Origin of the sequence: Mycolicibacterium phocaicum (genome assembly GCF_010731115.1) — a bacterium.
Taxonomy (GTDB): domain Bacteria; phylum Actinomycetota; class Actinomycetes; order Mycobacteriales; family Mycobacteriaceae; genus Mycobacterium; species Mycobacterium phocaicum.
In genome coordinates this window covers 4,196,846-4,223,081 of record NZ_AP022616.1, presented here as the reverse complement: position 1 = coordinate 4,223,081, position 26,236 = coordinate 4,196,846, and the positions used below count along the sequence as shown (strand labels likewise).

Annotated in this window: 32 protein-coding genes and 1 tRNA gene; 9 read left to right on the top strand and 24 right to left on the bottom strand. The window is 66.1% G+C overall.

Annotated features, from left to right (window positions below; translation table 11 throughout):
* Positions 1-193 precede the first annotated feature (193 nt).
* Positions 194-1,294: a helix-turn-helix transcriptional regulator gene (locus G6N46_RS20260; protein ID WP_138251018.1), complete on the top strand. Its 1,101-nt coding sequence runs from the start codon at positions 194-196 to the stop codon at positions 1,292-1,294.
* A 108-nt stretch (positions 1,295-1,402) separates the two neighbouring features.
* Positions 1,403-2,875, top strand: coding sequence for an NAD(P)-binding protein (locus G6N46_RS20255; RefSeq protein ID WP_138251019.1), 1,473 nt, complete (start codon positions 1,403-1,405; stop codon positions 2,873-2,875).
* On the opposite strand, the gene G6N46_RS20250 is transcribed toward G6N46_RS20255, so the two are convergent.
* From G6N46_RS20250 to G6N46_RS20240, 3 genes are all read right to left on the bottom strand, one after another.
* Complete coding sequence (locus tag G6N46_RS20250; RefSeq protein ID WP_234880813.1) at positions 2,861-4,024, bottom strand: APC family permease; 1,164 nt, start codon at positions 4,022-4,024, stop codon at positions 2,861-2,863. The genes G6N46_RS20255 and G6N46_RS20250 overlap by 15 nt on opposite strands.
* A 177-nt stretch (positions 4,025-4,201) precedes the next feature.
* On the bottom strand, positions 4,202-5,092 hold the full coding sequence (locus tag G6N46_RS20245) for a carbon-nitrogen hydrolase family protein (RefSeq protein WP_138251020.1): 891 nt from the start codon (positions 5,090-5,092) through the stop codon (positions 4,202-4,204).
* Between the two features lie 115 nt (positions 5,093-5,207).
* Positions 5,208-6,149, bottom strand: coding sequence for a CE1 family esterase (locus G6N46_RS20240; protein ID WP_138251021.1), 942 nt, complete (start codon positions 6,147-6,149; stop codon positions 5,208-5,210).
* 34 nt (positions 6,150-6,183) lie between these two features.
* Between G6N46_RS20240 and G6N46_RS20235 the strand changes: the two genes are divergently transcribed.
* A complete protein-coding gene (locus G6N46_RS20235) occupies positions 6,184-6,942 on the top strand; it encodes a pirin family protein (protein WP_234880814.1) in 759 nt (252 codons plus the stop codon).
* Here G6N46_RS20235 and G6N46_RS20230 read toward each other — a convergent pair whose 3' ends face one another.
* The 3 genes from G6N46_RS20230 to G6N46_RS20220 are packed head-to-tail and all read right to left on the bottom strand — an operon-like array spanning position 6,943 to position 11,612.
* Positions 6,943-8,358, bottom strand: coding sequence for a phytoene desaturase family protein (locus tag G6N46_RS20230; RefSeq protein ID WP_138251022.1), 1,416 nt, complete (start codon positions 8,356-8,358; stop codon positions 6,943-6,945).
* A complete protein-coding gene (locus G6N46_RS20225) occupies positions 8,358-10,124 on the bottom strand; it encodes a DUF3556 domain-containing protein (RefSeq protein WP_138251023.1) in 1,767 nt (588 codons plus the stop codon). Before G6N46_RS20225 ends, G6N46_RS20230 begins: the two co-directional genes overlap by 1 nt.
* Before the next feature lie 27 nt (positions 10,125-10,151).
* Positions 10,152-11,612, bottom strand: a complete 1,461-nt coding sequence (locus tag G6N46_RS20220; protein WP_138251024.1) for a class I adenylate-forming enzyme family protein — start codon at positions 11,610-11,612, stop codon at positions 10,152-10,154.
* A 105-nt stretch (positions 11,613-11,717) separates the two neighbouring features.
* Between G6N46_RS20220 and G6N46_RS20215 the strand changes: the two genes are divergently transcribed.
* The 4 genes from G6N46_RS20215 to G6N46_RS20200 all read left to right on the top strand — a co-directional run bounded on the left by G6N46_RS20215 (position 11,718) and on the right by G6N46_RS20200 (position 15,396).
* Complete coding sequence (locus G6N46_RS20215; protein ID WP_138251025.1) at positions 11,718-12,983, top strand: PucR family transcriptional regulator; 1,266 nt, start codon at positions 11,718-11,720, stop codon at positions 12,981-12,983.
* A 227-nt stretch (positions 12,984-13,210) separates the two neighbouring features.
* Entirely contained in the window at positions 13,211-13,936 is a 726-nt protein-coding gene (locus tag G6N46_RS20210) for a hypothetical protein (protein ID WP_138251026.1), read from the top strand.
* A 512-nt stretch (positions 13,937-14,448) separates the two neighbouring features.
* A complete protein-coding gene (locus G6N46_RS20205) occupies positions 14,449-14,637 on the top strand; it encodes a helix-turn-helix domain-containing protein (RefSeq protein ID WP_138251027.1) in 189 nt (62 codons plus the stop codon).
* Between the two features lie 36 nt (positions 14,638-14,673).
* Entirely contained in the window at positions 14,674-15,396 is a 723-nt protein-coding gene (locus tag G6N46_RS20200) for a hypothetical protein (protein ID WP_138251028.1), read from the top strand.
* Here G6N46_RS20200 and G6N46_RS20195 read toward each other — a convergent pair.
* The 15 genes from G6N46_RS20195 to G6N46_RS20125 all read right to left on the bottom strand — a co-directional run bounded on the left by G6N46_RS20195 (position 15,387) and on the right by G6N46_RS20125 (position 22,828).
* Positions 15,387-15,695, bottom strand: a complete 309-nt coding sequence (locus G6N46_RS20195; RefSeq protein WP_138251029.1) for a hypothetical protein — start codon at positions 15,693-15,695, stop codon at positions 15,387-15,389. The genes G6N46_RS20200 and G6N46_RS20195 overlap by 10 nt on opposite strands.
* A gap of 301 nt (positions 15,696-15,996) precedes the next feature.
* Positions 15,997-16,431: an HNH endonuclease gene (locus G6N46_RS20190; RefSeq protein WP_138251030.1), complete on the bottom strand. Its 435-nt coding sequence runs from the start codon at positions 16,429-16,431 to the stop codon at positions 15,997-15,999.
* A 112-nt stretch (positions 16,432-16,543) separates the two neighbouring features.
* Complete coding sequence (locus tag G6N46_RS20185) at positions 16,544-16,690, bottom strand: hypothetical protein (RefSeq protein ID WP_163692916.1); 147 nt, start codon at positions 16,688-16,690, stop codon at positions 16,544-16,546.
* Positions 16,690-17,061: a DUF2190 family protein gene (locus G6N46_RS20180; protein ID WP_138251031.1), complete on the bottom strand. Its 372-nt coding sequence runs from the start codon at positions 17,059-17,061 to the stop codon at positions 16,690-16,692. The genes G6N46_RS20185 and G6N46_RS20180 overlap by 1 nt, the downstream gene beginning before the upstream one ends.
* A 22-nt stretch (positions 17,062-17,083) precedes the next feature.
* A complete protein-coding gene (locus G6N46_RS20175) occupies positions 17,084-17,962 on the bottom strand; it encodes a hypothetical protein (RefSeq protein WP_138251032.1) in 879 nt (292 codons plus the stop codon).
* A gap of 15 nt (positions 17,963-17,977) precedes the next feature.
* Positions 17,978-18,250, bottom strand: a complete 273-nt coding sequence (locus tag G6N46_RS20170) for a hypothetical protein (protein WP_138251033.1) — start codon at positions 18,248-18,250, stop codon at positions 17,978-17,980.
* Between the two features lie 330 nt (positions 18,251-18,580).
* Positions 18,581-19,096: a hypothetical protein gene (locus tag G6N46_RS20165; RefSeq protein WP_138251035.1), complete on the bottom strand. Its 516-nt coding sequence runs from the start codon at positions 19,094-19,096 to the stop codon at positions 18,581-18,583.
* The gene (locus G6N46_RS20160) at positions 19,093-20,637 is read right to left on the bottom strand and encodes a DUF3631 domain-containing protein (protein ID WP_235688653.1); all 1,545 of its coding nucleotides are present in this window, start codon (positions 20,635-20,637) and stop codon (positions 19,093-19,095) included. The genes G6N46_RS20165 and G6N46_RS20160 overlap by 4 nt, the downstream gene beginning before the upstream one ends.
* Positions 20,638-20,714: 77 nt before the next feature.
* A complete protein-coding gene (locus G6N46_RS20155; RefSeq protein WP_268815747.1) occupies positions 20,715-20,996 on the bottom strand; it encodes a DUF2742 domain-containing protein in 282 nt (93 codons plus the stop codon).
* Between the two features lie 159 nt (positions 20,997-21,155).
* The gene (locus G6N46_RS20150; protein WP_138251037.1) at positions 21,156-21,527 is read right to left on the bottom strand and encodes a hypothetical protein; all 372 of its coding nucleotides are present in this window, start codon (positions 21,525-21,527) and stop codon (positions 21,156-21,158) included.
* Positions 21,524-21,826 carry a hypothetical protein gene (locus G6N46_RS20145; protein WP_138251038.1) on the bottom strand — a complete coding sequence of 101 codons (303 nt, stop codon included), beginning with the start codon at positions 21,824-21,826 and terminating at the stop codon, positions 21,524-21,526. Before G6N46_RS20145 ends, G6N46_RS20150 begins: the two co-directional genes overlap by 4 nt.
* The gene (locus G6N46_RS20140) at positions 21,823-22,146 is read right to left on the bottom strand and encodes a hypothetical protein (protein WP_138251039.1); all 324 of its coding nucleotides are present in this window, start codon (positions 22,144-22,146) and stop codon (positions 21,823-21,825) included. The genes G6N46_RS20145 and G6N46_RS20140 overlap by 4 nt, the downstream gene beginning before the upstream one ends.
* Positions 22,143-22,400 (bottom strand): hypothetical protein, encoded by a 258-nt coding sequence (locus tag G6N46_RS20135; protein WP_138251040.1) that lies wholly within the window; start codon positions 22,398-22,400, stop codon positions 22,143-22,145. Before G6N46_RS20135 ends, G6N46_RS20140 begins: the two co-directional genes overlap by 4 nt.
* A 99-nt stretch (positions 22,401-22,499) precedes the next feature.
* Positions 22,500-22,640, bottom strand: a complete 141-nt coding sequence (locus tag G6N46_RS20130; RefSeq protein WP_163692912.1) for a hypothetical protein — start codon at positions 22,638-22,640, stop codon at positions 22,500-22,502.
* The gene (locus G6N46_RS20125; RefSeq protein WP_234880815.1) at positions 22,640-22,828 is read right to left on the bottom strand and encodes a helix-turn-helix domain-containing protein; all 189 of its coding nucleotides are present in this window, start codon (positions 22,826-22,828) and stop codon (positions 22,640-22,642) included. Before G6N46_RS20125 ends, G6N46_RS20130 begins: the two co-directional genes overlap by 1 nt.
* Before the next feature lie 320 nt (positions 22,829-23,148).
* On the opposite strand from G6N46_RS20125, the gene G6N46_RS20120 reads away from it, so the two are divergent.
* Both G6N46_RS20120 and G6N46_RS20115 read left to right on the top strand, forming a co-directional pair.
* Positions 23,149-23,679, top strand: coding sequence for a helix-turn-helix domain-containing protein (locus G6N46_RS20120; RefSeq protein ID WP_138251042.1), 531 nt, complete (start codon positions 23,149-23,151; stop codon positions 23,677-23,679).
* Positions 23,603-24,802 carry a site-specific integrase gene (locus tag G6N46_RS20115; protein WP_235688652.1) on the top strand — a complete coding sequence of 400 codons (1,200 nt, stop codon included), beginning with the start codon at positions 23,603-23,605 and terminating at the stop codon, positions 24,800-24,802. The genes G6N46_RS20120 and G6N46_RS20115 overlap by 77 nt, the downstream gene beginning before the upstream one ends.
* A 42-nt stretch (positions 24,803-24,844) precedes the next feature.
* Here the strand turns inward: G6N46_RS20115 and G6N46_RS20110 are convergent.
* The 3 genes from G6N46_RS20110 to G6N46_RS20100 all read right to left on the bottom strand — a co-directional run bounded on the left by G6N46_RS20110 (position 24,845) and on the right by G6N46_RS20100 (position 26,210).
* A tRNA-Ser gene (locus tag G6N46_RS20110) sits at positions 24,845-24,935 on the bottom strand.
* A 304-nt stretch (positions 24,936-25,239) separates the two neighbouring features.
* Positions 25,240-25,695, bottom strand: a complete 456-nt coding sequence (locus G6N46_RS20105; RefSeq protein ID WP_061004972.1) for a nucleoside deaminase — start codon at positions 25,693-25,695, stop codon at positions 25,240-25,242.
* Positions 25,692-26,210: a tRNA adenosine deaminase-associated protein gene (locus G6N46_RS20100; RefSeq protein ID WP_029119076.1), complete on the bottom strand. Its 519-nt coding sequence runs from the start codon at positions 26,208-26,210 to the stop codon at positions 25,692-25,694. Before G6N46_RS20100 ends, G6N46_RS20105 begins: the two co-directional genes overlap by 4 nt.
* Positions 26,211-26,236: the final 26 nt, after the last annotated feature.

The following is a 26,236-nucleotide window of genomic DNA, read 5'->3' as shown; positions in this document are numbered from 1 at the left end:
TCGCGATCCCCCGCTAATCGCGATCTGCCCGCACCGCCGGCGCCGCTGATCCAACTCTCAGCAATCACCAAGCCAACACTTTACATACCTTTGGTCTTGAATTACGATTTCGGCAGCACCTGTCCATTCGTGGGGGGATCACGTCGCGAAAGGCGCCAGACGTGAACGCAACACATCGCAGGGAGTGTCGGCCGTGGTCACGGTCGAAGACTTCTCTCGCGTAGTCTCCTCGATCTACGATTCCGCCGTCCAGCCAGAGCACTGGACCGCGACCATGGCTGCACTCCACACCATGTTCGAGGCGACCGGCGGAGCGGCACTGGTGCTGGCCGATGGCGTGAGCCGAGCACCCCAGAGCGTCACCATCCCGACCGACGCTCTGGCCGAGTACGCGGAGTACTACCGCCACATCGACTACCTCCTCGAGGCGGTCGAGAACGGGCCCGTCGGGTATGTGCACAGCTGTCAGGGACTCGCCGAGCTGCAGCCGAAGGCAGAGTTCCGCATGGACTGGATGCGGCCGCACCGACTCGACGACGGCCTGTTCGTCCGGCTGACGGACGGACCTGAGCCCGCCACCTGGCTGGTGGCCACCGAGAAACGTTCCGACCCGTTCGACACCGCCGAACGGGTGCAGCTGGCCACGGCGCTGGTCCCGCACTTCCAGCGCGCACTGCGCATCCAGCACGACCTCAGCGCGGCCAGCCACCAGATCCGCAACATCTCGTCGGCGATGGACAATGTCACCCGCATCGGGATGGCCGTCGTGGACTGCGCGCTGTCGGTGCGATACCTGAACACCGCGGCGGAGAACATCGTCCGCCGCCACGACGGCTTGACCATCCACGAGGGCTCTTTCGAGTTCGCGCACCCGCCGGCCGACGCGACGCTGCGCCACGGCATCAACGCCGCACTCGGACAGACCGGATCGGTTCGGGGCGGCACCTCCCTGTTGTGCCCGCGCCCATCGGGGTTGCGCCCCTACGTCATTCACGTCCTGCCGTTCCAACACGTGACGGCTCCGCTCGCCGAATCACGGGCGCTGGTGCTCATCCTGGATCCCGAACAGCACCCGCAGCCGGACACCGAGATGCTGCGCCGCCTGTACGGGCTGACGACGGCCGAAGCGGCGGTGGCCATCAGGCTGATACAAGGCGACGGCATCAAACCCATCGCCGAGAGCATGTGCCTGTCCGCCGGGACCGTGAGGACCCACGTTCAACACATCTTCGACAAGACGGGCACCCACCGCCAGGCCGAACTCGTCCGGACGCTGCTCGCCATATCGCTGTAGCGGCACCAACCAAATACGCCAATCGGCCGATGTACAGCCCGCGTCCGATGCCGTATCCTTTTCAAAGGACAAGGAGGGCGCCATGTTCGACACCACAGGGCTGAACCCGTGAGCGCCGCGGTCGAACGCTGCGACGTCTGCATCGTCGGGGCGGGGATCGCGGGCCTGAATGCCCTTTTCACGACGTCGCAGTACCTGTCGCCCGGCCAGCGGGTCATCCTGCTGGATCGTCGGCAGCGCGTGGGCGGCATGTGGGTCGACACCTACGAATACGTGCGACTGCACCAGCCACACCCGTTCTTCACCGCAGGGAACATCGGCTGGACGCTGGGCGCCGAGCCCTCGCACCTGGCCACCAAACACGAAGTGCTGGCACATTTCGACCACTGTCTGGACGTGCTGCGGCGGCGCGTCACGGTGGACGAATACTACGGCTGGACAATGCAATCCGACGAAGAGGCCGACGGCGTCGTCCGCGTGCAGTGCCGGTCGGACGACGGCCGCACCATGGTGGTCGAGGCCAAGCGCCTGATCAAGGCCATCGCTTCCGACGTCGAGCCGAACGATCCGCTGCCGCTGTCCAGCACCAGCGTCCGCTCGGTGTCGCCGAACTACTGCGACATGCGCAGCGGCGACATCGACGCCAGCGACGCTCCGGTGTGGGTGATCGGCAGCGGCAAGACCGCGATGGACACCGCGCACGCGCTGATCAACCGCCACCCTGGACGAGAAGTGAACCTGCTGGCGGGTTCGGGAACCTACTTCGCGCACCGCGACCGGCTGTTCCCCACCGGCGGCAGGCGGTGGTGGGGTGGCTTGACGTTCAACGCCTTCGCCGACGAAGTGACCCGGATGTTCGACGGCACCAACGAAGAGGAAGTGGCTCGCCACTGGCGTGAGCGGTGTGGCGTCTGGGTGACGCCCAGCACCGGGAACTTCTTGCTCGGCGTGCTGTCGACGGCGGAACGGGACGCCATCGCGGCCGGCTTGCGCGACATCGTGATGGACCATCTGGTCGATGTCGTCGATCGCGACGGCCGGGCCGAGATGCAGCTCCGCAGCGGCGCGGTCCGGGCGATCGACCCGGACAGCTGGATCGTCAACTGCACCGGGTATCTGCTGAAGCACTCACCACCGTATGAGCCCTACACCTCCCCCAGCGGCCGGGTGTTGTCGTTGAACGCACGCGGGGCAACCCTGCATCTGACCACGTACATGGGCTACTTCCTGCCGCATCTGATGTTCACCGGCCAGCTCACCGAGGTGCCGCTCTACGAGCTCGACATGATCGACCTGCGCCGCAAATGCAACGCGGTGTTCCCCCACGCCTTGATGACGCTGGCCGTGCACAACCTCAGCCTCATCGCAGACGCCTTGCCCCTCAGTGTTTTTCGGGACTGCGGACTGGACGTGGCGCGCTGGTATCCCGTCCCGCGCCAAGCCGTCGGGATGGCCCAGTTCCTGGCCACCCACCGCCGTCGCCGTCCGCACCTGCAGCACACGCTGGACACCGTCGCCAAGCGCTTCGACGTCCACTGCGCCCCGCTCGCCCGCAGCAGCGCACCCCTACTCAGCCAGTGACAACTCCGGCGGCGGGACGCGCAGACCACGGGTGAGAACCAGCAGGTACACCACGCCGATCGACGTCCAGATCACCCCGAGAGTCAGTGCGGCACTGCCGAGTTGGGTGAGCAGGTAGACGTCGACGACCGCACCGATCAGCGGAATCACCACGTACGTCAGCGGATTCAGTCGTTGCTCGTGGCGATGCCGGACGAAGTAGCCGATCACCGACAGGTTCACCAACGTGAAGGCCGTGAACGCGCCGAAGTTGATGAACGACGTCGACGTGGCGACGCTGAGGAACACCGCGCCGAGCCCGATGAGCCCGCACGGCACGATGTTGAAGACGGGCGTGAAGAACCGCGGCGACAGCGTGCCGAAGAATTTCTTGGGCAGCACCGAGTCTCGGCCCATCGCATACAGCAACCGGGACACACTGGCCTGCGCCGCCAGGCCTGAGGTGAACTGACCGATGATCAGCCCGGTCACGAAGAACGCGGCGAACAGCGCGCCACCGATGGTCCGGGCCGTGTCGGCGGCCAGCGAATCGGCGTTCGGGAACGTACCTCCGGGCTGTACCAGCGTCAGGATGTACGCGACCGTCACGAAGACCACGCCGCCGATGAGGGCGACCAGCATGATCGCGCGCGGGATGTTGCGCTGCGGATTCTTGGTGTCCTCGGTGAGCGTGCTGACGGCGTCGAAGCCGAGAAACGAGTACGCCGCGATGGCTGCGCCCGCGGCGATGGCCGGGAAACCACCGGTCCCGCTGAACGGGGTGACGGACAGCAGCGAGCCACCGCCGTGGCGGGACACCATGTGGGCCACCGCGAAACCGATGAACAGCGCGATCACGAGGAACTGCAAGGCCATCAGGACCAGGTTGGCCTTGTCCGCCACCTTGAGTCCGAGGATGTTCAGCGCGGTCGTCACGACGATGAACGCCACGATCCACACCCACGCCGGCACCGATGGGAACTCACCGGTCAGGTACGCGGCGCCGATCAACCAGATGACCAGCGGCAGGAACAGGTAGTCGAGCAGGATCGTCCAGCCCACCAGGAAGCCGAGCCGCGAATCCAGCGCCTTGCGGACGTAGGTGTACGACGAGCCCGCGACCGGATAGTGCACCGACATCTTCGCGTAGCTCGCGGCCGTGAACAGCATGGCGACGGTGGCCAGCAGATACGAACCGGCGCTGGCTCCCGCCGACCTCGGCGATCACGCCGAAGATGCCCAGGACGATGATCGGCGCCATGTAGGCGAGGCCGAACAGCGTCACGCCACCCAGGCCGAGGGTCGCGTTGAGGTGGCCGGCCTCGCCGGGCCGCTGGGCGGTTTCGGTCATGAGCGTCCTTCAGGGTTGACGGGCTGCGGCTGCCACCGCTGGTGCACCAGCTGACCGGCGTAGGCGGGCAGCTCGATCGGGTCGTCGTCGGCGTGCAACTGTTCCCATACCCGGTTGACCCCGGCGGTGCCGTGGGTCCGCACGGCGGTCACCTGATCGAGGTCGATCGTCAGATGCGTGACTTCGGCCTCGGCGTGTGCCGCCTGCGCGAGCACCTCACCCTCCGGTCCGACGTAGATGCTCTGCCCGCGCCCGAGTGGCCCGGCGGCGTTCACGCTGAGGTAGTAGATCTGGTTCGTGATGGCGTTGGCGCGGGCGAGGACGAGTTCCTGCGCGCGGTCGTCGGACGTCGTCTTGACGATGTTGAACACGACTTCCGCACCGAGCCAGGCGATCTGCCGGGTCGCCTCGGGGAACCAGCTGTCGTAGCAGATGTTGACGCCCATCCGGCCGACGCCGGGTACGTCGAAGGTCGTGAAACCGGCACCGGACGCCCACGGCTCGTGCGGGCGCCACGGGAACACCTTGCGGTACGACGAGACGAGACGGCCGTCGGGATCGAAGACCAGAGCGGTGTTGAACACCCGGCCGTCTTCGCCACGCTCGGCGATCGAGCCGGGCAGCAGCCAGACGCCGGCGTCGGCGGCCACGGCGCCGAGCGCCCGCACGAGTGGTCCGGTGAGGGGCTCGGCGACCGCATCGAAATAGGACCGCGTATCGGCAGCACCGTCGCTCGCGCCGAGCAGGTGAATCTCGGGGAACACCACCATCTGGGTGTTCGGGCGCTCGGCGAGGATCGCCGCGAGCTCAGCAGCCAGTTCGGCCACCGGATCCTCGCCCTGCAGGGGGCTGGCCTGGACGAGCGCAACCCGCCACTGTCGACTCATCTCACCTCACCACTGGCGGTCACGGCCTCAGTGTGCGCCAGGACACATCCGCCCCGCTCGGACAATCCGGGGATTTTCCAGCTGCCTGTTCGACATTTCGTATATTCGCGAGTTCTCAGCGATGGTGCGCGGCGAAGAACCGCCAGATGGTGTCGGTCGCATTCACGGCGGTCGACGGTGGCGGCAGGTCACCGAGCCGTTGCGCCAATGGGCTCGGGACCCCGCCCGGCCACTGATGGCCGGCACCGGCGACGCTGATCAATTCGACGGTGCGGCCACCGGGACAGTCGGCCGTCTGCGTCGTGACCGCGCCGGTGGTTGACATAGCCGGAGCTCCGCACGCGTCGATACCGCGCCACGTCGCGTTCACGGCGGGCACCGACGGCCCATCGACATTGGGTGCGCCGGTGACCGTTCTGGCCTTGCCCGGCCCGCCGTCGAAGGGCACGCGATCGTCGGCGGTGCCGTGGATCTGCAGTACCGAGGTCGGCGCGGCGTGCGAACAGTCGGTCAGCAGCGTTCCCGCGACCGGGGCGACGGCGGCGAACAGGTCCGTCTGGCACACGAGGCGCAGCGCCATCATGGCTCCGTTGGACATGCCGGTGACGTAGACGCGCGCCGGGTCGATCGGAATCTGCGCTTCGATCGCGCCCACCATCGCGGTGATGAACCCGACGTCGTCGATGTTGCGGTTCTTCGGTATCCCGCAACAGGTTCCGGCGTTCCACGCACGATCCATACCGTCGGGATAAGCGACGACGAGCCGGCCGGTGTCGGCCTGGGCGTCCCAGTTGTAGGCGCGCTCGGCCTGCGCGCCGTCGCCGTAGCCACCGTGCAGCATGACGACCAGTGGACTCACGGCGTTGAGCCCGGCCGGGCGGTACACGCGGAATGTCCGTGTCAGCCCTCCCGCCTGCAGCGAGTTGCTCGAGGTGCCGACGGGTATGCCATTGCCCGGAGCACCCATCGCAGAGTGCCGGCCGAGGCAGCCGCCGACCGCGAGCAGCGCCACAACCACCAGCACGGCGGCGAATACGCGCTGTAGCGAACGGGTCATGCCTCCATGGTGCACGTCCTGCCAGAATTGACCGGTGACTCACCCGACGGCTGTGCCTGTTCGCGTCATCCGTGCTGCCGAACGGTGGCACTGGCGCAACGAATGGCTGGAATCGTGGCAGTCGTTCCCGGCGACCGGCAACTTCGATCTGGCGGCCAACGCGCACGGCCTGCTGATGATCAACAACGAGGACACCGTCGACCCCGGGGAAGGCTTTGACGCGCATGACCACCGGGACATGGAGATCATCACCTGGGTCCTCGAAGGCACACTGGTGCACAAGGATTCGCTGGGCAACGAGAGCACCATCTACCCCGGTCTGGCGCAGCGGATGAGTGCGGGCACCGGCCTGCGGCACTCGGAGCGCAACGGCGCCGGGCGGCAGGACCGTCAGCCCCTGCGGGTCGTCCAGATGTGGATTCCGCCGGAAGATCTCGGCGGCGCGCCCAGTTATCAGGAAGCCGACATCAGCACCGAGCTCGCCGGAAACACGTTGATTCCCATGGCATCCGGCATGCGCAAGTACCGGGACGACGCCGCCATCACCTTCGGCAACAGCTATGCCACTTTGCACGTCGCGCGGCTGGATGCCGGTAGCACCGTACAGGTGCCGGACGCACCGTACGGCCACGTCTTCGTCACCCGCGGAGCGGCCGAGTTCGAAGGCTCCGGTCCGCTGGGCACCGGTGATGCCGTGCGACTCACCGCGACCGGCGGGCAGCGCATCACCGCGGGCGCCGACGGCACAGAAGTGCTCATCTGGGAGATGCACACCATCGCGGTGAACGTGTAGCTAGCGCCCCAACCGAGCCAGTGCGACGGCGGCGGCGTTGGCCCCGCACATACCGTGCCCGCCAGGACCCGGCGGCGTGGCCGCCGAGCAGATGTACATGCCGGGAACCCCGATGGTGTACGGCGACAACGTCGTTCGCGGCCCGAAGGCCAGCTGCCGGATGTCCTTCGCACCGGTGTTGATGTCGCCACCCACGTAATTCGGGTTGTACACCGACATCTCGGTGGTGGACCGCACGGCCTGCCCGACGATGCGCTCACGGAATCCGGGAGCGAAGCGCTCGATCTGCGCGATGATCGCCTCGGTGGCGTCGCCACTGAAGCCGTTGGGCACATGGGCATACGTGGAGACGGGGTTGACGGTCCCGACGGAACGGCCGGGGTCGGCCAGGTACTGCTGGAATGCCAGCACGAAGGGACGCTGCGGCATCCGGCCCGCGTGGATGTCCCGTTCCGTCGAGGCGATCTCGGCGAAATCGCCACCCAGGTGCACGGTGCCGGCGCGGCGGGCCGCCGCGTTGGTCCACGGAATGTCACCATCCACCGCGAAGTAGACCTTGAAAGCGCCTGGACCGTACCGGAATCGACCGAAGGCGCGGCGCACCCGCTCGGGTAACCGGTCCCCCAGAATCCCGGCGATGGCGGTGGGCGACAGATCGAAGACGGTGATGTCGGCCGGCGGCAACTGTGACACCGCGGTGATCCGCACGCCCGTCTCGATCTTGCCGCCCAGTTCGGTCAGCACCGCTTCGAAAGCGTTGGTGATCGCCTGCGATCCGCCGCCGGCCACCGGCCAGCCGTTGGCATGCCCGGCAGTGATGATCCCTAGCCCGATCGCCGAGGTGAGCGGGTGGTGCAGCGGCTGAAAGGTATGTGCGGCAACACCCCCGAACAGTGCCCGGGCCTGCGGGGTGCGGAAGATCCGGGCCAGCGCTGCCGCGGGCAGCACCGTCGGCGCCCCGAATCGGGCCAGCCCCAATGGATGTCGCGGCACCCGGAGCAGCGGCCCCATGATGTCGTCGGACAGCTTGTCGAACCGGCGCGACGGTCCACCGAACAGCAGCTGCCAGCGGGCTCCGTCCGCGCCGAGTCCGGCCGCCGTCGTCTCGACCGAGCGATAGAGGGCGCCGGCGGTACCGTCGTCGAGCGGGTGGACGCAGTCGATGTCGGTCCACTTCCACTGCAGGCCATAGCGATCCAGGCCGAGGTCTTTGATGAACTTGGAGCCCGCCGGCATCACGTGGATGGCCGCGCAGTCGTCGAACACCAGGCCCGGCAGGACGTACTCACTCGAACGGATGCCGCCGCCGATTCGGTCGGTGGCCTCCAGCACCGTGACGTCGATGCCCTTGGCAGCCAAGGTGATGGCGGCGGCGAGCCCGTTGGGCCCGGCACCGACCACAACCGCGGTGCTCATCAGTGCAGGACTCCGGCCCGCTGCCAGGTGACGTTGAGCGGGATCGGCCCGTTGGGCAGCCACGGCTGCTCGTCGACCAGGTCTTTCACGTTCCACGTGCCACGCTCGATGACGCCCAGTGCCGCGTCGATCACCTTGTACTCCTGCGTCATCTTGTGGATAGGCTGCGACTCCACCCAGGCGATGACGAACTCGCCCGACTCGAACTGCGCCTCTGACTGGATGGCCCGGATCAGATCCTCATTGTGCAGGTGCCCGTCGCCGAAGTTGAAGCCGATGATGGTGTTGCAGGACATCTCGCCTTCCCGCACGACACGGGTGTCGATGTCGGGTAGGCAGTTCAGCAGCACCGAGTACAGACCGCGGCCCTGACTGTGCATGGCCCGCCACGCCGTCGCCTGCTGGGTGAACACCTCGGCGGTGAGTGGGTCCCAGCCGAAGGCGACGTACTGGTCGGCCGAGTTCGGCGACGACCGGGTGACGCGGTTCAGCTTCTCCTCGGCACCGGGCGTGAAGGTCCACACCGCCGAGGCCCAGTTGCCGGCGTACTGCCGCATGGCCGGCAGGAACGAGACGAGGTCGGGGCGCAGGTTGCCGAGGATCGGGAAGAACGACAGCGCCGCGGCGAGCACGATGGCCAGCCAACCCGGGTTCATGTCCCACACCGCGTACCCGTCCTGGTTCGGGAAGCCCAGGAACAGGAAGATCGTGGCGTACGCGAACAGCACGTTCCATTCCACCGGCACCGCGAGCGGGAACGTCGAGATGATGAACAAGTGGAAGCTGACCATGATGGCGGCGGCCGCGATGGACAGCCACGGCCACGGTGAGAACAGAAGGGCCAGCGGCGCTGCGATTTCCACGATGCTGCCGGGCCCGTGGGCCATGAAGGTGGCCAGGTGCGACGGGCGCAGATCCTCGGGGAAGTTGCGGTAGTGGGCCCGCTTGAGCCACTTGAACGGGATCGCGGGGCTGTTGCTCACCATCGGCGGGATGACGTTGGTGAAGTGCAGACCGAACTTCGAGACGCCGGCCCAGAACCACACCGTGCCGATCAGCAGCTTGCCGGCGATGATCATGTTCACGAACGGCAGCGTGGCGAAGAAGATCAGCGCGGGCAGGTACTGCTCACCGCGGCCGGCCAGGAAGATCGTCTTGTCGCGCAGCCCGATCAGCACGAACAGGATGATCGGCGCGACGAAAAGGGCCGGGTCGACCAGTCCGGAAATGTTGTCCGGCAATGCTTTCGCCAGTGATTCGCTGGGCACACCGGGCAGCACCAGGGCGACGAGCACGGTGGCCATCAGCGCCAGGTACACGACGATGTCGAACCAGGTGCGCCGATCGCCGTTCGTGAACGGCACCGCCTTCCACGGCCGTAGCCGAATGGTGTTGGGCTTGGCCCAGAATCGGAACCCGCCCGTCATCGGTTTGGTCTTGCCGGCCAGCGGACCCCACGAACCCGCGAACCCGATGAGTTCCAGGAGGACGGTCCACAGGATCACCTTCTGGTACACGATCGGCTGGTCCCACCACTGCGCGACGTGCCAGAACGCCGGCAGGTCGGATGTCGCGTTGGCGATCGTGACCCCGCCGATGGCGTAGAAGATCGTGAGCTTGAGGATGTAAAGGACGTGGATCATGCGCGGTGCGCCGTACCCCTCGTCCACCCATTTGAGGCACATGATGCGGAGCCGCTCCTGCAGCGGCATCCGGAGAAACTCTTCCAGATCGACCTTCGGCAAGGTCGGTTTGATGAATCCCATGATGTGAGCTCCTTTGCTGGTATCAGGCTAGATTCGCGGATCGGTGGCGGTGAGGGTTTTGCGCAGGGACGGCTTGTCGATCTTGCCGACGGGGTTCTTCGGCAGCGTGTCGAGAACCGTGATATCCACGGGCAGTTTGTATTTCGAGAGCGACGCCTGCAGGTGCGCGGCAATGCTGTCGACGTCGAGTTCGGCACCGGGGTGTGCGGAGACGAACAGCACCGGCTCTTCGCCGTAGAGCCCGCTCGCGCGTCCGACCACGGCGGCCTCTGCGACCCCGGCGAGCTGGTGCACGACCGTCTCGATCTCCTTGGGGTAGATGTTCTCGCCGCCGCGGATGATCATGTCCTTGGCCCGGTCGACCAGGACCAGGTAGCCGTCCTCGTCGAACCGCCCGACGTCGCCGGTGTGCAGCCAGCCGTCCTTCAGCGTCTTCTCGGTCTCCTCGGGGCGGTTCAGGTAGCCGCGCATGACGTTGGGGCCCTTGATCACCACTTCGCCGAGCTCACCCTGCGGGACCTCGGCACCGGCCAGGTCGACGATGCGAATCTCCTGTCCCGGCAACGGGATTCCGACGGTGCCGACTTTGCGCGGCCCGTTCAATGGGTTGCCGGTGCTGGCGCACGAGCCCTCGGACAGCCCGTAGCCCTCGACCAGGCCGATGCCGTAACGCTTTTCGAAGCCCTCCAGCAATTCGATGCTGGCCGGTGCGGCACCACAGACGGCGAACCGCACCGCGGACGTATCGGGCCGCACCTCGGCCGGCAGGCCCAGCAGCATGGTGTAAATGGTTGGCACCGCTGAGAAATAAGTGGCGCGGCTGGATTCCAGACGGTCGAAGAAAGTCGCCGGATCGAACCGGCCGGCGATGGTGGTCCGGCCGCCCGCGAGCAGCGGCGACAGCACACTGACGACGATGCCGTTGACATGGAACAGCGGCAGGATGAGCAGGCTGTGGTCGGCGTCGGTCAACTCGAAGCCCTCGATCACCATGGCGCACATGGCATTCAGGTTCGCGTTGTCGAGCATGACGCCCTTGGGCCGGCCGGTCGTGCCGCTGGTGTAGATCAGCAGGGCCAGGTCGTCGCCGTTGCCGGTCACCGGCTCGGCCGTGCGGGGCTCGCCACCCATGTCGTCGACGTGAAGAACGGCGGCTGTGGTTTCTACGTCACGGTCGACGACGAGCACGACGGCGCCGGCGTCGGCCACCTGGTAGGCGACTTCGGCGGCTACCAGGGTCGGGCTGATGGGTGTCGCGACGGCGCCGAGTCGCCAGGTGGCGAACAGCGCGACGACGAATGCCGCGCGGTTGGGGAGCATGATGCCGACGACGTCGCCGGCGCGCACACCGCGCTGGCGCAGCGCCCCGGCGGCGCGCTGGACGACATCGAGGAATGCGGCATTGTCGAGGTCGGTCTGATCGTCGGCGACGGCCGGTGCGTGCGGCGCCGCGGCAGCGCGACGGTCGGGCAGGGTGGCGAGGTTCATGTCATAAAAGTAGAAGTCTGTGGCGTGCGCCACTCCGTCGTGCGCCGATCAACTTTGTCGGATGATTTGTATGTTGAGCACAAACTTTGGCTCTACAGTCGGCTCATGGATCCGGCGGTCAGCGAGGCCAACACCACGATCATGACCCGGCTCATCGCCCGCCAGGCCGAGGTCGCGCGCTCCGTCGGGCACCGCCTGGCCAGCGATATCACCGAGCTGCGCGGTGATCCCGAGATCATCGAGCTACTCCGTGCCAGTGTCGGCGGCAACGTCGAGACCATATTCCACGCGCTGCGCTACGACATATCTCTGGAGAACATCGAAGCGCCCACCGCAGCCCTCGAGTACGCCCGCCGGCTCGCGCAGCGCGGCGTGCCGATGAACGCCCTCACCCGCGCCTACCGCATCGGCCACGCGCTGGTGCTCGACGTCGCGAGCGAAGAGATCAATCAGGCCGGGCTCGCACCGCAGACGAGCCTGGCCTTCTTCGAACGGCTGACGTCGGTGACGTTCCGCTACATCGACTGGATTTCCCAGCAGGTCGTCACGGTCTACGAGGACGAGCGCGACCGCTGGCTCGCGAACCGCAACAGCACGCAGGCGCTGCGGGTGCGGGAAGTGTTGTCGGGCAACGACTCTGACCCCGAGGCCATCACGGCCGCGATCCGCTATCCGATGCGCCGTCACCATCTGGGCGTCGTGTTGTGGTGGCCGACGGGTGGCGGGCACGTCACCGGGCACGATGATGCGTTGGCCAAACTCGAACAGTTTCTGCGCGCGGCCGCCGAACATGTTGGTACGCAGGGCAGTCCGCTGTTCACGGCGGCCGACCAGCGGACCGGCTGGGGCTGGCTGCCGTTGTCCGGCGCGACCGGACCCGGCGCGTCGGCACAGCTGCGGCAGTTCACGGACTCCCATCCCAGCGCCCCTGCCGTCGCCGTCGGCACCCCACTGCCGGGCGTCGACGGCTTCCGCCGGTCGCACCGGCAGGCCCTGCGCGCGCACAGCGTCGCGGTGACGGCCGACCTGACCGGCGTCACCGCGGCCGACGACCCAGGGTTCGCCGCGGCCGCGCTGATGGGCGAGAACCAGGACGACGCTCGGGAGTTCGTCCACACGGTTCTCGGGCCGCTGGCCGGGGCCGGCGCCAATGACGCCCGCCTGCGGGAGACCCTGCAGGTGTTCCTCCGGCACGGAGGTAGCTACACTGCCGCGGCCGACGAGTTGGTGGTGCATTTCAACACCGTCAAGTACCGCGTCGGGCGGGCGCTCGAGCGTCGGGGACGGCCGCTCGGCGACGACCGGCTGGACGTCGAGATGGCGCTGCTGCTGTGCCAGTGGTACGCGGCCGCGGTTTTGCTCGACGAATAGTTGCTCGGCTACCAGCAAGTTCATCGTGAGCAGATATTGCCAGCATATTCACAGCATCAGTGACTGAATCGAGACTGATAGCAAACAGCTGTATGTCAACCGACTGGTTCACTGCTGTAACGGATGCGCCGTGGCCGGCGATACCAGGGTAGTGGTCGGAGGAACCGAGTACGACCCAGTAGGTTCACCTGGCCACACGCGAGAGAACCATGATTGGAGTATCACTAATGCGCAACTCAGGACGTTTGATCGGATTTGCTGCGGCATCGGCCCTGGCGCTGGTCCCGCTCGCCGTCGCGGCTCCGGCTTGGGCCGACGACGAGGTTTCCGGTGAAACCGGCGCCGCGGTCGCTACCCCGATCGGCAACGGCAACGCCGGTGGTGGCGCCGGCTTCGGCGTGGAGAACCCGTTCTGGCAGCCCTTCGACGCGTCGAGCAACGCGGGCGGCGGCGCCGGTGTGAACACCCCGCTCGGCGGCGGTGAATTCAACACCGCCACGGGCACCGACGCCGGCTTCGGTGGCGCGGGCTTCGACACCAACACCGGTGCGGCGATCAACACCCCGATCGGCGGCAGCAACTTCAACACCGGCGCGTCCACCGACTTCAACGTGCCCAACCCGGTTGACTTCATCCCGAACTTCGGCGGCGGCGCCAACGCGGGCGGCGGCGCCGGTGTGAACACGCCGTTCGGTGGCAGTGGCTTCAACGCCGGCGCCTCCAACGAGTTCGCCGCGCCCGCCCCGGCCGACTTCATCCCGACGTTCGGCGCCGGTACCGGCGGCGGCGCGGCCGTCAACACCCCGGTCGGCGGCAGCGGCTTCAACACCGGCACCTCCGGCGAGATCGGCCCCGACGGCGTCCAGGCCGGCACCAACTCCGGTGCCGGCGTCGCGACCCCGGTCGGCGGCTCCAACTTCGGCGGCGGATCGGCCTTCACCTTCGGTCGCTAGTTCGTCCTCACCAAAGGCCAGGCACCCGATCGGGTGCCTGGCCGTTGTGGTTTCTGGCACGCAAAAAAGCCCCTCACCTGCGGTGACAGGTGAGGGGCTCTATGGCGGTGGCGGAGGGATTTGAAACATAAATCGGGGTGGTTTCGACCTGCCGTGATGCCCGTGAACTGCCGAAATACATCACCAGAGATGACGCCAGATATCTGTAACTGTGGGCAGATAGTGGGCACGATGTGGGCGGAGCTCGATGAACATTCGGTGACTACTGCCGGTCCCCGGCGCGGCACAGCGGCCTCCCGTCGAATAAGCGTCAGATCATCCAGCGGTGAGCAACTGGTTGAACGATTGGAAGGCAACGTCCACCAAGCTGGGCGGGATCAGCCGCGCGAAGGTGTTCGCGCTCTGGGCCGCCGGCGATCTGGGCTCGGTGACGATCGGGTCACGCCGCTTCGCACTGACCAGCAGATTGCGACCTTCATCCACACGCTGGAAAGCGCGGCCGGGTAACCCCAATGGTCCAGTGGGCGACAAAGCACGAAGCGGCCGAGCACCTCCGCTGCAGCGCCGACCTGATTGCCCAGGCGGTCAACAAGGGTGAGTTGCCGGCGTACCCGGTCGGGAAGGGCCGCGACTACCGGCTCGACCTGGGCGAGGTCGACGCGTGGATGAAATCCAGGTCATGGGAACCGCGCTTGCCTTAATGCCGGCGGCGGGTAGCTCGCCGTAGTGTCCAGCGCATGGCCTCTTCCGCTGACACGCCAGGACCGCCCGCGGCCCCGAAAAAGCGCCGCGCCGCACCGTTCTGGGGCCCGGTGCTCCTGGGGCTTGTCTCCATCGGTTGCCTGTTCGTCGGCAGCCAGATCGCCTATGAACACGGCCAGTCCGTCGCGTGGTACACAGGGTTCGGGCAATGGCTAGGAGCGCTTGGAAGCTTCGCCGCTGCCGGAGTGGCGCTGTGGATATCGACTTCCGACCGCAGGGACCGCGAGTCAGAACGACTGGCTGAAGAGCAGACACATGCGCGTCTGGTCCGAATGAGCCTGGACTGGCATGACACCCGGGCTGCCGTGACCGCAAAGCTGCACAATTACGGCGCTCTACCGGTCCTCGACGTCGAGCTTGTCGACGCGGCGTGGAGTGAGCACCCTGAGGCCCCTTGGACAGCCCTTGACAATAGCTGGCGGGGTCGCCGCGACTACAAGCCCATTCTCAAGTCGCATCGAGGCGGAGATGACACGGTCGACACGGTGTTTGAGCTGAGTATTCGGTTCGGCGATCCCGAGGAGAGCCCGCTGGCTGAGGTCGTGCCGCGTACAGCGGGTTACGTTCACCCGAGTTACAAATCCATCGACTTGGCCAAAGTTGTTGTGCGCATCCGGTTCACAACCGCCAACGGGATTCGATGGGAAATGGCATGCAGCGAGCTAGGCGCAGGAGAGCCCATCAGGATTCATGATTGAGGAACGATTCTGATCGCGCCGGGTGGCAGCCAGAGTGTCGCGGTGAGCGTCGACCGCTTGTTGCCGCTGTGGGCGGTGAGTTCGACGACGGCGATCCATGAGCCGTCGGATCGTCTGATCCATGCGAGTTGGCGTCCGGGCATCTCGTGGTCGAGGTGGAGGCCGCCCGACTTGATCCACATGGCCAGCTTGTCCCGGCGGGTACCGGATGCCGGCAGCCAGTTGGTGTTGACCAAGACAGGGCGGTCGCAGGGGAACAGGGTGGTGTACCCGTCGATGTTCTCCCACGTTTCGAACACGTGTGCGATTATCGCACTAGTGGGACTCCTCGGCCGCCGGAAGTGTCCAAGAGTCAGTGGGCTGGGCATGCACCCCGATCGGCTCCCGCTTCCACCTCTGGGCATAGGGATTTCCTCCCCCCGACGATTTTTTTCCAACGGGGAGAGATGCGTCCCAATGCCCTGAGGAGGACGGCCGGCGCCGGGTCAGAGGCCTCCCCCAGGGGCCGCTGGGTGCCCTGCGAAAAAAAGCACGCTCCCTCCCGATTTCCCAATGCCCTGAGGGGGACGTCGGGTCGGGTCGAGAGGCATCCCCCAGGGGTCACCACCAGCGGCGTCGGGTGACCCAGTGGGTGCCTGGTTGGGGGTTGTGGGTGCCGCCGTGTCGTTCGCAGAGCTGGCCGTTTGGGGTGGTGCATGGTGGTGGTTCGGATGGCGTGGTGTGGCCGTAGGCGCTGGCGGTTTTGGTGGGGTCGAGTGGGATGCCGAGGCGGTAGGCGGCGGCGATGGTGATGCCGTCGATGGTGTCGCTGCGGCGTCGGTTGCATGCTCGGTGTGATGCGGCGACGTTGGCTTCGATGGTGGGTCCGCCGTGTGCGAACTGCACGAGGTGGTCCATTTGGAATGCCCACGGGTTGAGGTAATGGGCTTGGTAGTCAATGGGTTTCAGGCAGATGTGGCAGTCGTCGCGGCGTGAGCGTAGGCGTGCGCGCAGACGTTTGGTTTCGGCGTCGTTCTCGCGGGTCTGTGGGGTCACGGTGTGTGCCTCCTTGGTGTGCCCCAGACGTCCGGTCCGACATTGCGGACGTCTGGGGCGGTGGGCTGCGGCTGGCGGGACCCAGGAGTATTTGCCCGCCGCGCTGCCCGGTCTAGGTGTCGCGCTGGAATCCCCAGTGCGGCGGGTAGGGGTCGGTGTGGTGGCGGTCGGGGTCGGTCCAGCCGAGGCCGCTTTTGAGGCTGGTGACGGTGGGCGGTGGCTTGTCGTCGGTGGCTTCGTGGTCCGCCCGTTCAGGCATTAGATGTCCAGTGCCACGAGGACGGGGTTGCCGTTGCTGCCGGTCTCCAGTGCGGTGCCGACAACGGTGCCGGATGCCTTGGTGACGACCTTGCCGGATGCGCCGACTTCGACTTCGGCGCCCGCGGTGATCGCACCGCCGGCGGTGACGAACACGATGCCGCCGCGGATGATGTTTCCGGTTGCGCCGGAAGCGATGTCAGCCGAAGCGACACCGAACGGCTTGACGGCTTGGGTGGCGGTGGCGACTCGGATCATTCCGGCGAGGCGGGTCGCGGAGATGCCGACGAAGGTGGAGCCGGTGACGGCCGCGGTGGTCAGTGCGGTGACCTCTTGGCCGGGGCGGTAGAGGGGTGTGCATTCGTTGGACATGGTGGGTTCCTTCTCTTGGTGGTTAGGCGGGCTGCTCGGCGAGGCTGAACGGATTGCGTCGGGTGTCTTCGACGAGCTGGCCGTTGACGCTGCTGTAGGTCTTGCCGCGGGTGGCGTCGGCTACGGCCCAGGTGTCTTCGGCCCAGGCGCGGACGCGTTCGCGGGCTTCGTCGAGGGTGTGTAGGACGGGTTGCGCGGCGATCCAGGGGCTGGTGCGGACGTCGCCGATGCGGTGGGGCTGCATGAATACGTGCCAGCCTTGGTCGAGGGGCAGTTGCGAGCACATCACGGCGCGGGGGTGCAGGGGGCCGCTGTTGCCCTTGAGCACGACGTCGCGCTCGCGGGGGTTGTCGACAATGCCGAAGGTGCCGTCGGGGGCGAAGGTGGTGGCGATGGCGGCGATGCGGTCGAGGATGTTCAGGTGGCTGGCGAGTCCGCGCCAGGCGGTGAGCTGTTCGGCGGTGGCGGTGGTGGCCAGTTCGGTGTCGCTGGTGTTGATGTCGACGATGCGTAGGGCGTCGTCGATTGCGCTGGCTGCGTTGTCGAATGCGGGTCGCAGGCTGTCGATGATGGTGTCTGCGTCGCCGTCGCCGAGGCAGTCGTAGAAACGGCCAAGGAACTGGCGTCCGGCGCGCTGGGCGAGGGTCGCCCGGTATTCGGCCACGGCGGTGGTTGATGCGGCGTCAGCGACGAGTTTGGCGACCTTGGCTTCGGTGAGGCTGCCGGATTCTGCGGCGTCGAGGATCGCGGTGACGGGGTCAGTCGTCGGGGGTGCGGTGGCGATGACCTTGTGTGCGGCAATGAGATTGGTCAGGCGCTTGGGAATCGTGGCGCCGAGGTCGCCGGCGGCGGCGATGAGGTTGGCGGCGTCGGTGAGGCTGGTATAGCTATCGAGGGTCATGGTGTTCCTGTCGGGTTAGTTGGTGGGCGTGGGCTTGAATCCCCACGACGCGGGGTAGACCGGCCCGTCGCTGGACTGTGCGGAGTCCTCGTCGGGTGGCCTGACTTCAGCCTCGAGTGCGGCGAACTCGTCGGCGGTCAGCTCCGACAGGTATTGCTTGACGGCGGCAATGAGGACTTCGCGGCCGGTGCTCTCGTCTTTGGTGCCGGCGAAGCGGTGGACGCCGGCGAGCAGTGCGTTAAACGGGTCGGGAGGACTGTCCTGGCTGGTGTTCTGCTGTGCGGTCATTGATTGTGTCCGTTCGGTTTTCGGCGTATTCGATAACTGCGGTGCGGGTGAAGCACCACCGGTTTGCGACTCGTTGGCCGTCGAGGTCGGTGGCGATGCGGCGGACCGTGCGGGGGTGGATTCCTAGGATTGCTGCTGCCTGCTCGGTGCCGATCAGTTCATCCGGTGAATCTGAATCTAGTTGCGGTGCAATGATTTCCTGTCCTGTTGCGGACAGGGCTTGGTGAATGTTGCGGAGCCACTGCGGGATTGGCGCCCCAATGAGTAGGCGTTGGCGGGTGACCTCGGCGACGCAGTAGAAAGCTGCGCGGACTTGGTCGGGGTCGAGGTTCATCCGGCCACCTCGCTGCCGCTCGCGATGAGGTTGAGGAGTCGTTCGGCGTTGGCCTCGTCGTCCCACATTGCCTCCAGGACCGCCACGGGATACCTGTCGCGGAGGGTCCGGGCCAGGACGGCGGGGTTGTTCTGGTTGGGGGCGACGATCAAGCCGTGGATTCGGAATCCTGTGGAGCGCCAGCATGGTGCGTCGTTCCAGCCGCGGTGTTCGTCGGTGTTGTGGTCCAGCAGGTGTGCGCCGATCGGTTCACCCACGCTTGCCACGATGCGGTGGCGATGGTTGCGGTGGCCTTCCCTGACTTGCCGTCCATGAAAGAACTGTTCGCGGTTGGTGTCGGCGATCCAGTGCAGTCCGCATGGGCAGGCCGGAGTGGGTGGCCGGGTGCCGTGCGGGCAGTGCGCGTTGAAGTCGGCGGTGCCGGGGATGTGGTTCACGGGGCCGAACCCGAACTCTCGGTACGGGTCCGTGAGTCTGACGGTCGGCCACAAGCGCCATGCGAGGCCGGTCACGCCGTCACCTCGCCGTCGTCGGCGATCTTCCACATCGAGTCCCGGCCGATGCCAGATGCCTCAATACGCGGATTGCCTGACCGCTGGCGGGCGGCCTTGATGGTGGCGGGTTTGTATCCGGCAGCAACTCCCGCTGCGATGGCGGCGCCGGGTTTGACCCATCCCCCTGGGCCGGCGTTGGCGCGTATCCATGCGACCAACCACGTGAGTGCATCCACGTTGGCGGGGCCACCGTCGACTGTTTGCTGACGGCGACGGCGTGCGGTACATAGGTCGCAGTACCCGGTATCCGATCGAGCGGGCGCGCGGGTGCAGTCAGGGCACAGTGGCGGCCTACCCCGAAGGGATGGCCCATCCATAAGCGTCCCATCCGTTGCGGCCGTCCCAGATTCTTGTTTGACCTGTTCAGAGGCGGTAAATAGGTGGGACGGTTCCGTGACGTTCGGGACGTTATTCGTTTCAGCCGTCCCACTCGAAAACGCTCCTACCAGTGCCGGGACGTTTGCAACGGATGGGACGGATGTAGATGGGGTGAGCCAGTGGTCCCATGCTTGCTGCAAGCCGGTGGGTCCGTGGACTGTGTAGCCCTTGGCCTGGCCGACGCCGATGCGCACGTTGACCGACTTGACGCCGTACTTGGTAAGTTCCTTTGCTAGACGACGTTGATCCAGGGTCTTTCCCCACATATCTCGCCACTCGGATTCAGGGTCGGCCATGAGCTTGCTGATGATCTCCGACGACCACATGCCGTCGACCTTCTCGGTCTCCAGCAACTGCCTTATGTCTCGGAGGAGCCGTTGGCCGAGGGATAGCTTCTCATCGTCGGATGCCGAGTCGAGCACGAAGAACTTGCACGCTGACCGCGCCTTGTCTGGCCACTGACCGCCGGCCAGCTCCGCGATTGCCAGAAGCGGCTCCCATATCTCCGCGGCCCGGTCGGTTACCCCGGCGGGCATCTGGGGCCTCGCGGCGGCTAACCCCTCCTCGCTATCGATGGCCCACTGCTGCAACAGCTCCCGGATCGGTTCGGCCTCGGCCATTGCGTCCCGCTCGCGGAAGTCCGCCACCTTCTGGTCGGGTCGGCGTCGGCGCATGTGCAGGGTGACTCCGCGGGTGCGGATGGTGTCGGGCATCCGGCCAGCCAGTCCCGCGAGCGCTACTGGGGCATGGACCGGGAACTCCCGCACCCGCATCTTGGCCGCATCACCTTCGCATCGGTCGACTGTTGCACCCTTGCGGTACCCGGCGTTGAACAGAGCCCGGAGGTCTTCAGATTGCGGGGTGGCTGTCTTGCCGAAGACGGCATCAGCTTCGTCCTGGAGCACGGTGGGCGGTGGGAGTCCGTCTTCTACGGCTGCGGCAATGCGTCGGTATAGGGCCGCGGTGGTGGTGGACAGGGTGAGCTTCGCCGACCGGCAGAGCAGCGCCAGCAGCTCGAGCACCCTGGTCTTGCCTGAGCCGGGTTCGGCACTGTCGAGGATCAGGCGGGGCGTCACGTAGAACGCATTGACGACCCACGTGTGCAGCACCCACAAGGCCACGACGACGCTGTGGTGCGGCGACTGGAATGCAACGTACTTCGTGATGATGCGGTGGATTCGGTCGAGTAGGTCGTCCGTCACGCGGACCTCCGTTCAACGTAGGCCGGTCCTCGGCCTTGAATGATGTTCTGCGCCAGGGCGTTGGCGTCGACCGCTTCGGCGATCTTTTTGCCGGCGTCGGCAAGATGTTCTTGTCGGGTGTCTGTGTCGAGTGCCCACCACACCGCGGCCCAGAGGACCGCGCGCCATTTGTCGGGGTGGTTGTCTGGAAGTTCGTGCCACGCAGGCGTTCCTGCGATTACGGTGGGTTGCTTGCCGAGGTGGCCGGCCAACAGTTGGTATACCGGCCACCACGACACTTCGCGACTACTCACGCTCTCCCCGGCAGCGGGCACCTGCTCCTGCCGCCACACTGGTCGGGTGGGTCAACCATCGGCGGCAGATGTTGCACCGCACCGCGATTCGGACCTCGTCGTCGTCAGGTGGTAAAGAGTTGACCACCTGATTGGACTCGACGGTCACTGGTCAACCTCCAGAAGATCGTTCGCGAGTCGTGACGGCAACAGGCTGAGCGTCGCGCTCGTGGCATCCATAACTGCGGCATCGAGCAGCTTGCCGACCTCGTACGCCTCACCGGGCCGAAGGGACACTTCAACGTCCAGCTCCTCCGGGCCGCCGTCGATGTGGATCACCACACGGGGAGCGACGTCGCCGTCTACGCCGTTGAACCTGACACCAATTCCAACTGACAGCGTTTCGCCGCTTGCCCGTATCGGTGCGCCTTGGCCGAGCGTGACCGGCTGGTACACCATGCTGGCGTGATCGCCGCCGCAATCTGGCGAACCACCCTGGCACCACGAATACCCTTGCGCGCAAGTCTGAGTCGTCATCGCGCCACCGCCCATTTGTCGGCCAGGTCGGCAGCCGCGTTCAGTGCTGCGGCCGCCTTGCGGGCTTCGGCGGGGGTGATGGCCTCGCCGCTACCCAGGGACACGTGCGGGGATTCCTCTGCGGTGCCGAGGGATCCGTCGAGGTACTGGGTCGCGACGACGCGTACATCATCGTTTCCGAATGCCGGGGACCACACGCAGCGATACCAGCCGGTGGGGCTGTCGATGTCGGCTTCCCATTCGCCTTCGGAGAACTCAGGATCGGCGCCGTCGGGCAGGGCGATTTCCGTCCCGGTCATCGGGTCACCGCCCGTCCCAGAAATTCGAGCCAGTCAACGGCCTCTTCCTCGGTCCGGACCCAGAACCCATGTGCTTTCGAGCCGAGGGCCTTGATGCCGATGAGCTTGAAGGCGGGAGATTCGATGTCGATCCGCCAGTGGTCGCGGTTGGGGAACTGCCAGGCGGTGACAAGGCAGTTGCCCTGGTCGTCGATGGCGCTGAGGTCCCGATCGGAATCGGGGTGGCGTCCTGACCGGGCTCCGGCGGGCCGGATGCAGTCGATGATGCGGATGTGGTTGGAGCGGTAGTCGATTTTGATCGGCTCGTCGGGGCAGCTCATCGGGCCACCGCCGGCGCGTTGATCCGGTCAGCGGCCTGGTCTACCTTGCGGGCAGCGATACGCAGATGCCCAAGTGCAGAGACGATGTCCACGCTGCACCACATCGGGTGACCGTCGCGAAGCTGCGGCAAAACCGCTTCCAGGTCGTTGGCGACCAGCGTGAGCAGGTTCGCGGCCTTGTCGAGGGCCAGCGCGACGTCCAGCTCGTCCCCGGTGCTGACGACCGGGCTCGGCTGGCAGTGCTCGAAGGTCACGGTGCACGCCTGGCACGTGCACCCGCACCAGACATCGCCGGTGCAGGTGACCTGTTGATCTTGGTGTGTCATCATGGAATTGCCTTTCTGATCTGCTGGTTAGTGGGCTGAAGCGGTCCCCGCCGGTGCGCTAACACCGGGGTAAACGGGGGCCGCTTCGTCATCTCCGGCCATGCCGGTGTCGATCAGGCCGAGGTCGTCGAGCGCGTCACGATCGGCCTGGTCGATGTTCGGGTGCATCAGGCAACTCCACGCGGGTCGTCGGTGCGGGTACAGCGATTGGCGTTCAGGAACGCCTCGACGTCGGCCTTCATGTAGCGGACGCGGGATCCAATCTTTACGAACGGGATACCGTCGCCGCGGTAGCGATCCTGGGCAAGTGACGCTTCGGATACGTGCAACTCGGTAGCCAATTGCTTGGCAGTCATGATTTCTTGCATGGGTTACCTCCTATCGAAAACTGTTGTAGTGATTACCTTCTCGCGCCCAGAATGTCGCCAGCGGTCCCGTATCCCGCATGGGCGCGCTCTGTGGAGTTGTCAAACTGCCGGTGCGAATCGGGCACATCCGAGGGATTGCTAGCTGACCGCCGCCGCGGGCAATCCGCGCCGTCCAACTTCTTCCTGCACTCGAAAATGCTGCCATATTCACTCACTTTTGATGTAGTGATAGAGCGATAATGGATCAGAGTCAGCGTTGTGTCAAGTGATGGGGCGGATTACCTCAAAAATGAGTGCATACTGAACCCATGGCAGAGGAACCCGCGAAGAAGAAGACCGAGACATCAGCGCGCCTGGGCGCCACAGGCGAAGCAGTCAAGGCCAACGTCCGACGGCTCCGCGATGCGCAAGGGTTGTCCGCTGCACAGCTGTCCAAGAAGTTGGGCGAGCTAGACCGACCTATCCCCCTGGTCGGAATCCAGCGCATCGAGGCCGGCACTCGACGTGTCGACGCCGACGACCTTGCGGCATTGGCTGTAGCGCTCGAGGTTTCACCCGTCACGCTACTAATGCCGCACACCGAGGCACCCGACGATCGGGTTCGGGTGACCGGCCTCGGCGATATGCCAGGCGGCGAGGCGTGGAGCTGGATGAGCGGCGAACGGAGCTTCCTACCAGGACTGGGCAACAACATTGTGTTCTACCGCAGCGCGCTACCGCCATGGGTGTGGGCCGAACGCCAGAACGAGATAGACAAGATGATTGGAGAAGTCGTCACACACCCGCGGGTTCTCTCGATACTCCGCAACGAGGACCACCTCCGTGGCGACGATAAGTAAGTACGAAACCAAGAGCGGCTCGACGCTTTACCGTGTCCGATACCGCACGCCGGACCATCGCCAGACTGACAAGCGCGGCTTCAAGACTAAGCGGGCCGCCGAGGCGTATGCGGCTACCGTCGAAGTGCAGAAGCTGACCGGCGACTACATCGCCCCGGCCCTCGGCAAGATCACCGTTGCAGAGCTCGCGCCGAACTGGCTGGCGCGCAAGGAACAGGCCACCGCGAAATCCAACTTCCGGATGATCGAATCGGCGTGGCGCATCCACGTACAGCCGAGGTGGGGCCACTGGCAGGTCTCAGCCATCACCGTGCCCGACATCGAGTCGTGGGTGGCCCAGATGGGCAAGGACGGTCGCGGAGCGACGACGGTGCTGCGCGCCCACGGCGTCCTGTCCGGCATCTTGGGCGATGCAGTGAAGGCCAAGCGGCTGGCGTCCAATCCCGCGCGAGGCATCGCAGGCCTTCCGAAGAAGACGGCACGCCGGCACATCTATCTGTCTGCCAGTGATGTGCATCGGCTGGCGGCCGAGGCCGGCGAGCACCGAGCATTGGTGTACGTGCTCGCTTTCTGCGGGACACGCTGGGGCGAGACGATCGCACTGAAGGTCAAGGATGTTGAGTTCCTGAAGCGGCGCCTGGTCGTCGCCGACAACGCGGTGCAACTCGGCATCGAGCACGCCGTCGGCCAGACGAAGGGCAAGAAGATCCGATCGGTGCCGGTGCCGTCCTTCGTGCTCGAGGAGATCGCGCCGCTGTGCAAGGGCAAGAAGCCCGACGATCTGGTGTTCCCCGGCGCCGACGGCAAGTACCTGCCGAGGCCGAAATCGACGCGTGGATGGTTCTCTGGAGCCGTGGATCGGGCGGGGGTACAGAAGATCACCCCGCACGACTTGCGGCACTCCTGCGCGAGCCTGGCCGTGTCCGCCGGGTGCAACGTCTTGGCCTTGGCACGGATGCTCGGGCACAAGGACGCGAGCGTGACGCTGCGCATCTACGCGGACCTGTTCGACACCGATCTGGATGCCGTTGCGATCACCCTGCACAACGAATACTCGCCCGAAGTATCTCCAGAGTGTGGGCAAAGTGTGGGCACGGGCGACCATACTGAGACCGCCAGCTAACACAAAAAAGCTGCCCACCTGCATGTAACAGGTGGGCAGCTATGGCGGTGGCGGAGGGATTTGAACCCTCGGTGGGGGGTTACCCCACACACGCTTTCGAGGCGTGCTCCTTAGGCCGCTCGGACACGCCACCGTGTGGCAGCTTACCGAACCCGGGCCCTAGTCCCTAATCGCTGGTCGCGTGACGCCGAAACCAGGCTTGCATCCGGGACCTGAGCTCTACTTGGGCGTCTTTGGGACTACTCGCACGGGCCTCGGTCCAGAAAGTCCGTAGCTTCACTCACTGGACGCTCGACGCCGCTTCGACTGAAACCAGGTAACTTTCCGCGCTGCGACAGGTCCCTGGTTTCAGTCACAAGAGGTTGATCGCCCATTCGACTGAACTCACGTACTTTTCGGCCGGAACTCCCTGATGTGGCAGCGAGGAATCCTGGAAATCAGCGCTGCCGGGCGAAGAACCCCTCCATCAGCGCCGCGCACTCGGCCTCGAGCACCCCGCCGCGGACCTCGGGCCGGTGCGTCAGGCGGCGGTCGCGGACCACGTCCCACAGCGAGCCGACGGCGCCGGTCTTGGGTTCCCACGCCCCGAAAACGACGCGCGCGACCCGCGACATGACCAGCGCGCCGGCGCACATGGTGCACGGCTCGACGGTGACGGCCAGCGTCGCACCTTCCAGCCGCCAGCCGTCGCCGTGCACCGCGGCGGCCGCGCGCAGGGCGAGGATTTCCGCGTGTGCGGTCGGGTCGCCCAGGGATTCGCGTGCATTGGCGGCCCGCGCCAGCTCGACCCCATCAGCAGAGAAAACCACCGCACCGATCGGGACGTCGTCGGCACCGGCGAGTTCGGCGGCCTCCAGCGCCAGGCGGATCAGCCGTTCATCAGCGGAGCTCACCGCCCCAGCTTGTCCAATACCGCCACGAGTTCGTCGTTGAAGCCCATCTCCTGGGCGATGCGGCTGAGTTGTTCGTCGGCGTACTCGTCGTCGGCGAGGATCACGCCGAGCACCGCCTCGGGCAGACCCAGGTCGGCCAGCAACCCGAGGTCGCCTTCCTCGAACGGGTCGTCCTCTTCGAGCTCTTCCAGGCTCAGGTCGGCGTCCAGCTTCTCCAGCACGTCGGCCGCGATGTCGTAGTCCAGCGCCGCGGTGGCGTCCGACAGCAACAGCCGGGCCCCGGAGGGGGCCGGGCGGACGATCACGAAGAACTCGTCGTCGACGTTCAGGAGGCCGAAAACCGCACCGGCGGAACGTAGTTCACGAAGCTCGGTCTCGGCGGCGGCCAGGTCGACCAGCGCGGCCCGTTTCAGCGGGACGCAACGCCATGCGCCGTCCTCCCGGACGACCGCGACTCCGAAGCCGTCGGGGAGATCGGCAACCTGCTGCTGTGCCTGCGCGCGCTGTACTCCCATGCGGATAACGCTAGTCCGCACTCTGC

What these genes read in the sequence shown, in the direction of transcription:
- G6N46_RS20145 (WP_138251038.1), bottom strand. Translation starts at nt 21,826, where the DNA reads ATGACCGGGACGGAAATCGCCCTGCCCGACGGCGCCGATCCTGAGTTC.
- G6N46_RS20245 (WP_138251020.1), bottom strand. Translation starts at nt 5,092, where the DNA reads ATGAGTCGACAGTGGCGGGTTGCGCTCGTCCAGGCCAGCCCCCTGCAG.
- G6N46_RS20140 (WP_138251039.1), bottom strand. Translation starts at nt 22,146, where the DNA reads ATGAGCTGCCCCGACGAGCCGATCAAAATCGACTACCGCTCCAACCAC.
- G6N46_RS20130 (WP_163692912.1), bottom strand. Translation starts at nt 22,640, where the DNA reads ATGCACCCGAACATCGACCAGGCCGATCGTGACGCGCTCGACGACCTC.
- G6N46_RS20205 (WP_138251027.1), top strand. Translation starts at nt 14,449, where the DNA reads ATGGTCCAGTGGGCGACAAAGCACGAAGCGGCCGAGCACCTCCGCTGC.
- G6N46_RS20220 (WP_138251024.1), bottom strand. Translation starts at nt 11,612, where the DNA reads ATGAACCTCGCCACCCTGCCCGACCGTCGCGCTGCCGCGGCGCCGCAC.
- G6N46_RS20185 (WP_163692916.1), bottom strand. Translation starts at nt 16,690, where the DNA reads ATGCCTGAACGGGCGGACCACGAAGCCACCGACGACAAGCCACCGCCC.
- G6N46_RS20230 (WP_138251022.1), bottom strand. Translation starts at nt 8,358, where the DNA reads ATGAGCACCGCGGTTGTGGTCGGTGCCGGGCCCAACGGGCTCGCCGCC.
- G6N46_RS20100 (WP_029119076.1), bottom strand. Translation starts at nt 26,210, where the DNA reads ATGGGAGTACAGCGCGCGCAGGCACAGCAGCAGGTTGCCGATCTCCCC.
- G6N46_RS20175 (WP_138251032.1), bottom strand. Translation starts at nt 17,962, where the DNA reads ATGACCCTCGATAGCTATACCAGCCTCACCGACGCCGCCAACCTCATC.
- G6N46_RS20225 (WP_138251023.1), bottom strand. Translation starts at nt 10,124, where the DNA reads ATGGGATTCATCAAACCGACCTTGCCGAAGGTCGATCTGGAAGAGTTT.
- G6N46_RS20250 (WP_234880813.1), bottom strand. Translation starts at nt 4,024, where the DNA reads ATGCTGTTCACGGCCGCGAGCTACGCGAAGATGTCGGTGCACTATCCG.
- G6N46_RS20125 (WP_234880815.1), bottom strand. Translation starts at nt 22,828, where the DNA reads ATGACTGCCAAGCAATTGGCTACCGAGTTGCACGTATCCGAAGCGTCA.
- G6N46_RS20180 (WP_138251031.1), bottom strand. Translation starts at nt 17,061, where the DNA reads ATGTCCAACGAATGCACACCCCTCTACCGCCCCGGCCAAGAGGTCACC.
- G6N46_RS20170 (WP_138251033.1), bottom strand. Translation starts at nt 18,250, where the DNA reads ATGACCGCACAGCAGAACACCAGCCAGGACAGTCCTCCCGACCCGTTT.
- G6N46_RS20215 (WP_138251025.1), top strand. Translation starts at nt 11,718, where the DNA reads ATGGATCCGGCGGTCAGCGAGGCCAACACCACGATCATGACCCGGCTC.
- G6N46_RS20120 (WP_138251042.1), top strand. Translation starts at nt 23,149, where the DNA reads ATGGCAGAGGAACCCGCGAAGAAGAAGACCGAGACATCAGCGCGCCTG.
- G6N46_RS20150 (WP_138251037.1), bottom strand. Translation starts at nt 21,527, where the DNA reads ATGACGACTCAGACTTGCGCGCAAGGGTATTCGTGGTGCCAGGGTGGT.
- G6N46_RS20210 (WP_138251026.1), top strand. Translation starts at nt 13,211, where the DNA reads ATGCGCAACTCAGGACGTTTGATCGGATTTGCTGCGGCATCGGCCCTG.
- G6N46_RS20200 (WP_138251028.1), top strand. Translation starts at nt 14,674, where the DNA reads ATGGCCTCTTCCGCTGACACGCCAGGACCGCCCGCGGCCCCGAAAAAG.
- G6N46_RS20240 (WP_138251021.1), bottom strand. Translation starts at nt 6,149, where the DNA reads ATGACCCGTTCGCTACAGCGCGTATTCGCCGCCGTGCTGGTGGTTGTG.